The sequence below is a fragment of the Marinobacter sp. genome (assembly GCF_052094685.1).
Lineage (GTDB): Bacteria > Pseudomonadota > Gammaproteobacteria > Pseudomonadales > Oleiphilaceae > Marinobacter.
This window is the reverse complement of sequence record NZ_JBQDKB010000016.1, coordinates 42930-53214: the sequence shown is the minus strand read 5'-3', so window position 1 is coordinate 53214 and position 10285 is coordinate 42930. Positions and strand designations below refer to the sequence as shown.

General features: G+C 48.6%; 9 protein-coding genes. 1 reads left to right on the top strand and 8 read right to left on the bottom strand.

From position 1 onward, the window contains the following. Position 1: 1 nt before the first annotated feature. Together ACTH3S_RS05580 and ACTH3S_RS05575 are read right to left on the bottom strand one after the other, a co-directional pair. Positions 2-289 (bottom strand): cytochrome c peroxidase, encoded by a 288-nt coding sequence (locus ACTH3S_RS05580; RefSeq protein ID WP_441808036.1) that lies wholly within the window; start codon positions 287-289, stop codon positions 2-4. Positions 290-520: 231 nt separating this feature from the next. After that, positions 521-895: a DUF2959 family protein gene (locus tag ACTH3S_RS05575; protein ID WP_441808035.1), complete on the bottom strand. Its 375-nt coding sequence runs from the start codon at positions 893-895 to the stop codon at positions 521-523. Between the two features lie 142 nt (positions 896-1037). Here ACTH3S_RS05575 and ACTH3S_RS05570 point away from each other — a divergent pair, with 142 nt between their 5' ends. After that, positions 1038-1115: an SEC-C metal-binding domain-containing protein gene (locus ACTH3S_RS05570; protein WP_441808040.1), complete on the top strand. Its 78-nt coding sequence runs from the start codon at positions 1038-1040 to the stop codon at positions 1113-1115. A gap of 131 nt (positions 1116-1246) precedes the next feature. Here the strand turns inward: ACTH3S_RS05570 and ACTH3S_RS05565 are convergent, their stop codons facing one another. The 6 genes from ACTH3S_RS05565 to yidC all read right to left on the bottom strand — a co-directional run bounded on the left by ACTH3S_RS05565 (position 1247) and on the right by yidC (position 10285). Then, the gene (locus tag ACTH3S_RS05565) at positions 1247-2380 is read right to left on the bottom strand and encodes an SIP domain-containing protein (RefSeq protein ID WP_441808034.1); all 1134 of its coding nucleotides are present in this window, start codon (positions 2378-2380) and stop codon (positions 1247-1249) included. 108 nt (positions 2381-2488) lie between these two features. Further along, positions 2489-4531, bottom strand: coding sequence for a TonB-dependent receptor (locus tag ACTH3S_RS05560; RefSeq protein ID WP_441808033.1), 2043 nt, complete (start codon positions 4529-4531; stop codon positions 2489-2491). 79 nt (positions 4532-4610) lie between these two features. Continuing rightward, positions 4611-5855, bottom strand: coding sequence for an MFS transporter (locus ACTH3S_RS05555; protein WP_441808032.1), 1245 nt, complete (start codon positions 5853-5855; stop codon positions 4611-4613). A gap of 170 nt (positions 5856-6025) precedes the next feature. Continuing rightward, positions 6026-6898: a helix-turn-helix transcriptional regulator gene (locus ACTH3S_RS05550; protein ID WP_441808031.1), complete on the bottom strand. Its 873-nt coding sequence runs from the start codon at positions 6896-6898 to the stop codon at positions 6026-6028. 192 nt (positions 6899-7090) lie between these two features. Next, positions 7091-8470 carry a tRNA uridine-5-carboxymethylaminomethyl(34) synthesis GTPase MnmE gene (gene mnmE, locus ACTH3S_RS05545; RefSeq protein ID WP_441808039.1) on the bottom strand — a complete coding sequence of 460 codons (1380 nt, stop codon included), beginning with the start codon at positions 8468-8470 and terminating at the stop codon, positions 7091-7093. A 93-nt stretch (positions 8471-8563) separates the two neighbouring features. Continuing rightward, on the bottom strand, positions 8564-10285 hold the full coding sequence (gene yidC / locus ACTH3S_RS05540) for a membrane protein insertase YidC (protein WP_441808030.1): 1722 nt from the start codon (positions 10283-10285) through the stop codon (positions 8564-8566).

Here is a 10285-nt window from a genome sequence, read left to right as displayed (position 1 = left end):
TTTAGCTTACGGAAAATTCTACTTTTGAACACCTTGGATTTTCGGGGGGATTACCATGGCAGGTATTGCAGGAAATCAGGTGGCTTGCAGACAAGCGTGGCTCGAAAAATAGCATTTTGCCAAGCTCAAGTTTTGCTTCGGTCAACTCATTGCCATCAATAACCGGTGGGTACTGGGGTATCGCCGAAAACATTTCCCGCGCACGATCCTGCAAGTCCGCCGCCATTGCGGCTCCTGCAGTAATACCCAGACTGACAGCAATAGCCAATTTAAGTGTTTGCCGTTTCATTTTTCTGCTCTCTCATTTGCGGGTAGTTACTACATCTCAAACTATCAGAAGATTAACGTTTGTAAATAAAAGGAGCGCGGCAGGCAACATTACGTGCAGCAAAATTGACGACCGTCAAATTCAGGAATTCAACACTTGGTTTTATTAGCTCAAGCCTCAAACGCGTTATTCACGAAACCGCTGTATAAATGCTTCCAGCACGGGATCCGTACTCTTTTCAACCTGATACATTCAGGTAATCAAGCTGCTGTATAGCTTGCGGGTTTCATCTAGCCTGCGCTTACTGGTTTTCCTAAGTGAGGCACTTTCGTACAGATCCGGTTCATTTTCCCACTCGTTAAACAAGACTTCGGATACATTTTCAACCGCCTCGATACGATCCTGTACCTTATTTGACGAGTTGAGGCTACCATCATAAGCATTACTGATGACTTCATATTTTTCTTGTAGCGTGGTTTCCGGCGTGCCCACCACGCTCTGAAACTGCTCCAGAGACGATCGAAACGTTTCGCGGACATCACTCTGGGAATCTCTGGCATCCCCCACTCTTTCCACCAGAATATCGCGTTTTTCAACGCCAAACTTTTCCATCGTACTGTAATACATTGAACTGCACCCACTGAGTGCCAGCACAAGACAAAATAAGCCGGTTAGCTGGGTGAATACAGAAGCTCTAGTGGTTTCGATAAACATGGTTTAAATCAATCCCTGACGCAAACGCTACGAATCAATGCCAGAGTAAACTACTATCCCACACTGCCCCTGTGGTAGCGGCAGGAAGTTTAAGACGTGTTGTTTGTCAGGTTTTTGGTTCACTTTCCAGTGAAAAACACAACGTGCAGAGCCTCAGGTGCTGCCCCTGAAGTAGAACTGAAGAACCAGTAGATTGCTACAGTAACCAAATTTTCTACTCGGAATATGCTCTCTCGCGTTGACGGGTTGGTGTGCCCGCAAAAATCATACTTCCGGATCTTGCCCACGTCTGGATTTCAAAGCCCAATAAGCCTTCGTGTGATTGTGCTTTCCGGGAATCTGACGCTCACTACGCAGATAACGCCTGATCATTTTTGCTGATGCAGATTCAAGCGCGGCCCACACCACATCAATTTGTTCGATAGTCTCCAGAATCCGCAAAGTTTCGCTTCCCTGTTTGTCTACCGGGCATATCACTCGATGTACGGCAGCCGTTCCAAGAACAAAACCCTCACCAAAATAGTCCTGATCAGCTTTATCCTTGCTTAATAAAATAATGTTGGGTGGAATCTTGTTTTGCCAATGTTCCAGTATTCCCGCAAGTGCGGGATACGCAGTTTCATCCGCTATCAGGGTCGCTTTTCCTTCACTCAAATGTGGGTGCCTGTCTGGGGTTTCTGAACGACTCTGGATAATGTCCCCCACACACAGTTCTCTAATCCACTGGCTTCCCCGCGTGTCACCGTGTTTGAAAATGTCGATATAACCCTGATCTGCGAAGGCCGAGCTCTGACTTTTCCACGACTTACGCAAAGTATAAAGGCGTATGTCCTTATTGGCGCTCTCCAGAAGCTTTTGCCTGTTTTTACCCGACAAGTGCTTCAGTAACCATATAAAACCTCGATCAATAAGGTTTTTGGACCAGGTCTTTTTGCCATTTTCGGAACTTGCCTTAGCGGGCCTCTTGGATACACTTTTGAGTAAGAATGCGTACGCATAGCCAGGATAGTAATCAGGCAACGGGCTGGTTGAATGGATGGTCAGACGGGCGATGTTCTCTGTAACGTCCTGTTTGGCAATAACTTCAAAAAAGCGTCGTCCCGAGCCTCCGAAGTCCCTTCCCTGTTTAACAACAGCGGCAAAGGCAAGGTAAAGAATCTTGTCTTCCAGACTGCCATCAATTTCAAAGGGCACGAACAGCAATTCAGGAATTCTGTCTGTTTCTCTGTGTATCTCCAGTTCAACGCCATCCTCGAAAATATCACTAAGCTTTGCAGATTGAACACTACCCTGAAGATAGTAGCCCCGGGCAATGGCCATAAGTTCTTCGGTGTGATCCTGATTTACGTGATCAATAACGTCGAGCTTGTGATCAACATCACCAACAGGTATGCGCATGGTTATAGGGCTCTATAGTCAGCAAAAAGGTATCGGAAACAATGGAATGTGATCGGTGAAAAACAAAGGCGGTTGACAACAGCCCTTGTTTTCCCCGGAAATGAAAGCCTACATGCGATAGGTCATGCTCAGACCGACAGTGCGCGTCTGACCTACCGTAGCAAGTGCACCCACGCGGTAATACACAGCATGTTCATCAGCAAGGTTTTTGACGTACGCATCCACCGTAAAATCACCCTTCTGATACTGAGCGCGCAGATCCGTAATCACGACATCACCCACCTTAGCTGAGTGATCATTATCGAGCTCGGAATAATATTTTCCGACATAGGAGATATCTGCTCCGACAGACCATGCATTACCGATAAACTGTGTCAGTCCGATACGCAGGTTGGAATCAGGTACACTGGGCAGCTCATTACCTTCAAAAGTGTCATGAGCATCAATCTTGCTCTTCAGGATTCCTACAGAACCTGTGAGTTCAAGGCTATTAGTGGGCCAGATACTGGCTTCCAGTTCAGCCCCATAGATATGGGACTGATCGACGTTAAACAGAGCGAGACCGGACAACGCCTGATAGTCGTCGTACTTATTGTAGAACAGGCTTGCATAAAGCGCGGCGCCCTCTCCAAACTCGCTTTTGCTACTCAACTCATAAGACGTTACTTCCTCACTATCGTAAGTATATACATCCCCATCAAACGTAATCCCGGAACCACCCGGGCTATACCCTTTCCTAACGGTAAAACCCAAAGTGGTAGAGTCGGAAACACCCTGCATCAATCCCAGTTTGGGCAGATAATAGGTTTCATCTGAATCCTGCTGCAGTGGTCCGCTGGCGAGTAGAGACCCTGTTTTGTCGATTTTTTCATTCTCGATACGCAGCCCTACCGTCGCTGATGTAGAGGGTGAAAAAGCGTAGGTTCCTTCGCCGAACGCAGCCGTGGTATTGGTTGTATAATCGGTATCAATGGTCACCGGGCCCTGCGTTGCGAAAATGCTGGAGGTTTTTCTGGCCGCAAAAAGGCCAATAACACCCGTTACGGCAGATGATGGCCGGTTAAGTACAACCCTGTTTTCAATCGCTGTACTTTTCTGATCAATGTCATAGTTGAAGACATTTGACGCCATGTAGCCATTCGCGTAGATATCCGAGCGGATGTGATTAAGATGAAGCACACTGGTGATGCCCTCACTGATCTGGTAATCAATATCCAATGCCGCTGCATTTTCTTCGGAATCCTGAAGGCGGGCGACAGCAGACGTAATATCTAGGGTTTGCGTCCGGATACCCTCATCTGTGTTGCTGGCAAAGCTTGCGTGTTCACCCTCATTCTTGTGGTGAGTCAACGTCATTTTTGCAGACAAATTGGGTAGGCTGGAGGGCAGCCACAGTAGTTTACCTCGCACATTCAGGCTTTCAGATTCGTCCAGATCAGGAACGTTGAAATCCGCTGCTTCATAGTTCAACCAGCCCTCGCCTTTGTTACCATGAATCGCCAGTCGGTATGCTAGGGTTTCGTCAATAATTGGACCGGAGGTCATAGCCGAAAGCTGATATTTCAAATTGCCGTTCTTGTAGCTTTCCAGGCCAGTTCTCAGTGCGGCTTCTTTCTTGAAAACGGGATCATTTGTGGTGATCACAACCGCGCCCGCAATCGCACTCGGCCCTTGTGCTGTCGATTGGGGCCCCCTCAGCACTTCAACCTGTCTTACATCCCATAGAAATTCCGGCGTGAAGTTGTACCCGGACCAATCCTGAGTACTACCATCAATCACTGTGGTAACACGTGCCCGCGATCCGGTAATCAAAGCTGCCCCCCCGTTGGCTGCCCCGCCTCCAGACATACCCCGGATGGAGATATTGCCAAAGGAGTCAGTCACCACATTGGGTGTTTGTGTCACAACTTCTTGCGTTACACTGAAATCGCCGGAATCCACCCGATCCTCTGTAAAGACGGTTACTGCGGTACTGGTGTCTTTTATCGACTTTTCGATTTTCTCGCCGGTGACAACCAAAGTATCCAGAGTCACCGCATCAGCCCTGACCGAAGGTGCCAAAATAAAGCCTGATAAGCCAAGCAATGAAAAGGTAAACCATAAAGGTGCTTTTATTGAGCAATCAATGTTTCCAATAAACTTTCTGTTCATAGTGCGTTTATTCCTTGGTAGCTCTGTAGGGCTTGGTATCTGGTCGTTTATCCGGCGTGGTCTTGGCAGGTGGTCCGTGTTAAGAATGTTCTTGCAAGCCAAAGGTGTCTAAGGTATCGATGGCGGTTGTCTGCTCCCGCATCAGCCAGACTAGAACCGCAACTCCTGCGGTAAAAACAGTACCTGCAATAACAACAGTGCTGTAACCAACGTGTTTTGCCAGCGCTAGACTTGCTGCTGAATAGGCAAATCCGAGCATTGAAGCAAAGCTGAACTGAAGCGTAAAAAATGTCGCCTTGCGGTTAGTCAACGCTGCTTTATCCATAATGATGGTGGAAGTCACCACCAACAGGGCGGGAAACGCCAGAAAATGCACGGTAACGGCGGCATAGACCCAGAGTTCGGTGGTATACCCCAGAGCAATGGGTATCACGAGCAACAAGGCAAACGCCTGAAGCAGGACGACACTAATCAAAGCATTGATCCGGCCCATACAGCCAATCAAGGGGGCAGCGAACAAAGCGGAAAGCAAACCAACAACAGAACCGTAGATTTTGAGCACGAACCCTATCTTGTCTAACTGCCAACCACTATCGACCAGAAGAGGGTTGAGCAAGGCGAAGCCACAAGTAGACCCGATAGGATAAAGCGCCATGATTAGAAACCAGCGTTTTTGTTGTGATAAAAACAACTTGATATCCAACCACAGAGTGGTGCTTTGCGGAGTGTTTCCACTATGGCTTGAGTTTTCCTCGGGCTCACGATAGAGCAGTATCTGTAGAAGGGATATACAGGTAAGACCTGCCAACAACCACAAGGAACCCCGCCAAAGCAAGCTGGGATAAAACGTGAGAATCAGCCCGCCACCGATAATGTTGCCAAGCAGATTTCCGGAAAACTGAACACTGTTGGCGAACTTCCGCGACTCGGCATCAAACAGTTTGCAGGACAAACCGTCTACCGCTACATCCTGAATGCTCACAGCAAAAACATACAATGCAAGAACACCCAGCACGAAGGGAAATTGTTGTTCGAAATCCAATGTACCGGCAACAAACAGCAGAAAAACCATGCTGGATTGAGCCACCAGCAACCAACTGCGATAGGTGCCTTGCGATGACAACCGATACTTATCAATGATAGGGGCATAAAGCACTTTGCCGGCCAAAGGCAGAACTGCAAGATTCACTAGCGCAAGCTTGTCCAGAGACATGCCCTGCTGCCGCAATATGGCCATCGCCGCCGACATAATGAATGCGAGACCAATGTATTGCGTGATGTAAGTGCTGGCCAACATCCACCACGGATAGTTACGAAAATTCATGCTAGTGCGCTCTGATAGGTCTAGTCGTCGTTAGGTGAAACTCGGTGCTTCGCGTTGATGGCACGATGACGAGTGGTGGCTATCACCGCAGACGTCTGATTAATTTACCGATAAAGAGAAGGGAGATCTTTCGTGCAGAGGTATGCCATTTTCAGATCTGGCAAAAAATCTTAAGAAACTTGTCTCTGGACCAGAGATTGGCGATATTCGCTGGGTGAAATTCCAATTTCATTCTTGAATGAAGTAGCAAAGTGCGCCTGACTTTTGAAACCCACATCAAGCGATATTTGGGTAATGGATTCACAACCAGCCAGCTGTTCACAGGCAACTTCTAGCCGTGTTTTCCTGAGCCAGTCACTAAAGTTCAGGCCAACAAGTGTCTTTATGTCTTGCTTCACATAGGTTTGATTACTGCCTGCCAGTCTGGCTACCTTGGACAAGCGCCATTCCTGAGCCAGATTTGCCTGAATATAGCTCATCACCTTGCTCAGTTCTGATAAACGACCTGTGTCCGGCATCATTTTCTGCTGATGCTTTTGGTGCAGGAACAACGCCAACACCTCTTGGGCCTTTGCCTGAATAAACAGTCCTCGCTCCAAGCCTTGCAAAGGACAGTTCCAAACAGCCTCACAGCAGCGGAGAATGTTACCTGACACTGGGCCCAATTCAGCAAGCTGGATCTGGGGAACAGCATGGGAAAAATTGGCCCGAAACTCAGGAATCATAATGTTTCCGCGAAGAGCATCAAGCGGAAGAATGATGGATAAGGTTTGCCAAGTGGTGTCACGATAGAACTGCATTTGGGAAAAACAAGGCTGGTCAACCATCGTGACCATGTACTGGTAACTGTAATCCCGTAGAGGATCCATACCACTATTTTTTGTTACTCCCTGACACGTTCCCAGCATGGAAATATGAAGTCCAGGGCTATGCATATTTTCAATTATCGTATCTTCACTGAAGCAATGATTGACAAAACGTACCCAGCTACGTCCAACTAGATTCAGGTTGAACTGTTCGAAGGAAGCAATATTTTCGACCAAACAACATGTCACGATGGTGATCCTGATAAAAGCGCTAGTGTACTAATGAACAGGATTCTACACTAATGATAATCATTATCAATTAATAAGGATAACTTTACCTTTTAGGTCTCTTTTATTGTAGCAGTTCAGACTGATTCGACTTACAAAAGAGCGCTGGTGGGTCGGATAGTCTCAGAACCGCTAATGGTATCACTTCCCAATACAAAACGACCCGAAAATCTTGCCCAACAATTCGTCCGGCGTGATCTGCCCGGTGATTTCTCCCAACGCATCTTGAGCGGCCCGCATATCTTCAGCCAACAGCTCACCCGCACCATAACCTTCCAGCTGGGCTTGGCCCTGCATTAGTAAGTCCAAAGCCCGCTCCAGCGCATCCAAGTGCCGTCGACGGGCCAGGAAGCCGCCTTCGGTGGTACTGGCAAAGCCCATACATTGTTTTAGGTGGTCTCGCAGAACATCCAGGCCACTAGTGGATTTCGCCGCAAGGCGTATCACCGGTGCCTGGCCTGTGGATAACTCTGAAATACCCACTGTTTCTCCGCTCAGGTCTACTTTGTTACGGATCACCGTAACCGGGGCTGATGCCGGCAACTGGTCAATAAAATCCGGCCAAATTTCATGAGGGGTGGTTTTATCTGTGGTGGTAGCATCTACCATGAGCAGTATGCGATCCGCGTGGCGGATTTCGTCCCAAGCCCTGGCAATACCAATCTGTTCCACTTCATCCGGGCTATCACGCAGGCCCGCAGTGTCGATAATATGCAATGGCATGCCATCGATGTGTATGTGTTCGCGCAAGACATCCCGAGTAGTGCCCTCAATGGCAGTTACTATGGCTGCCTCTCGCCCGGCAAGCGCGTTAAGGAGACTGGATTTGCCGGCATTGGGGCGGCCTGCGATTACCACTTTCATGCCATCCCGAAGAATAGTGCCCTGTTGGGCTTCATCCAGTATGTCCCGGAGCTGTTCCAGCAAACTTTGCAAATCAGTGGCGACTTTACCGTCTGCCAGAAAGTCGATTTCCTCTTCCGGGAAATCTATAGCAGCTTCTACATAAATCCGCAGATGGGTCACGGCTTCAACCAGGGTTTCGATACGCCGTGAAAACACTCCTTGCATAGATCGCACAGCACAGCGTGCGGCCTGCTCCGAACTACTGTCAATCAGATCCGCAATGGCTTCAGCCTGAGCCAAATCTAGTTTGTCGTTGAGAAATGCTCGTTCCGAGAACTCACCAGGGCGTGCCAGCCGTGCCCCAAGTCGACAAACCTCTCGCAGCAACAGATCCAGGATGACGGTGCCACCGTGCCCCTGCAGCTCGAACACATCTTCGCCGGTAAAAGAATGCGGATTGGGGAAGAACAGTCCAATGCCTTCGTCAATGAGCTGGTTCTGCTGATCTAAAAATGCTCCGTAATGAGCGTATCTCGGCTTTGGCGTATACCCTAACATTGCAACGGAAATAGCTTTTGCCAGCGGGCCAGACACCCGAACAATACCTACCCCGGCCTGACCAGGAGCCGTGGCTATGGCCGCAATGGTGTCGGGAACGTGGGTGGCATGGTTCATCATACGGGCCTCCTACACAGCAAATTTTTGCATGTCTGAAACAGTAAAGGCCCCATTACGGAGCCTTTACTGAGCTTTTAACTGACGGCCAGATTAGTGTTTTCTATCAGCCATCTCTGCTTCGATCTTGCGGGTAATGTACCACTGCTGGCTGATCGACAGAATGTTGTTCACCAGCCAGTACAGTACCAGACCGGCTGGGAACCAGAGGAAGAAGATAGTGAATACCACCGGCATCAGCTTCATAATCTTGGCCTGCATAGGATCCGGCGGAGTTGGGTTCAGGCTCATCTGCAACATCATACTGGCGCCCATCAGGATTGGCAGAATGAAGTAGGGATCCATCACTGAAAGATCGTGAATCCACAGCATAAAGGGTGCATGGCGCAACTGCACACTCTCGAACAATACCCAATACAAGGAAATGAACACTGGCATTTGAACCAGGATAGGTAAGCAACCACCAAGAGGATTGATCTTTTCCTTCTTGTACAGAGCCATCATTTCCTGGGACATGCGTTGACGATCATCGCCGTACAGCTCTTTCAGCCTAGTTAGCTGTGGAGCCACTGCACGCATACGGCCCATTGAGCGGTAACTGGTGGCGGATAGTTTGAAAAACAGGCCTTTGACCAGCACCGTCAGCAAGATAATGGATACACCCCAGTTGCCGACTATGCTGTGGAACCATTCGAGCACGATGAACAGTGGCAGCGAAATAAAGAATAGCCATCCGAAATCTACGGTGCGGTCGAGGCTAGGTGTAACCGCTTCAAGACGATCAATAATCTTCGGGCCTACATAGGCACGAGCACCAATTTCTGTAGTTTCGCCAGGCGCTACAGTGGTGGCCGGATAAACAAAACCCATTACATGTAACTGGCCGCGACGAGTCGTTTGAAATTGTGCGGGTTGATCTCTTTCTGGTACCCAGGCTGCAAGAAAATAGTGCTGCAGAAAGGCAATCCAGCCGTTAGTTACGGTCTCATTGATCCGTTTATCTTCCAGATCACCAAAATCAAATTTTTCATAAGGATTTTCCGGCGAGCTGGTTACAAGACCCAGGAATGCTTTAATGCCCATGCTGGGCCCGGAGGTAGGATCTGGGGCCTCATTACGCACGATTTTACCGGTAAAGTTGGCTTGCCAGTTTGCATCTGAACGGTTGTCGATAAGGTAACGAACGTCCATTTCATAGCTGTCGCGAGTAAACTGGTACCGCTTAGTAATGCGAACACCGTTCTCCATGGTGTGTACAAGGTCAACCGTCAGCTCGTTGTCGCCTTCAGCCAGCTCATAGCTTGTCGCATCGGTATCGTAGACGGGTGCCTGTCCGTTTTTAGCGCTATCTGGTCCGTTTTTTCCGATAAGCCCACTTTCCAATACGTAAAAACGGTCTTTTGTATTGTTCAGTAGCGTCAGTGCCTTATCACTATTCAGTGAGTCGTCGTAGCTAAGCAGAGAGCTTTTGACAAGATTGCCGCTCACACGATCAATAACCAGATCCAGAACATCGGTGCGAACCCGAATATATTGGTCGCTTACGTTGACACCAGAGTTAGTGGAGCTGACGACCGATTGACCGTTTTCAGGCGTTGCAAATTCTTCGTTTTCACGATTTTCGGTTGCTTGAGAGGCTTCCCCTGGAAGAATCATCGCATCAGAATCAGCAGAGCTGTTATCTGACTGGACGCGCGTAGAGTCTGCTACCTGCTCAGTAGGGACTGGCTGGTGATAATCGTCGTTCCAGGCAAGTACCATCAGATAACTGACAATAGCCAGGCCGGCAAATAATACGATGCGTTGAATATCCAT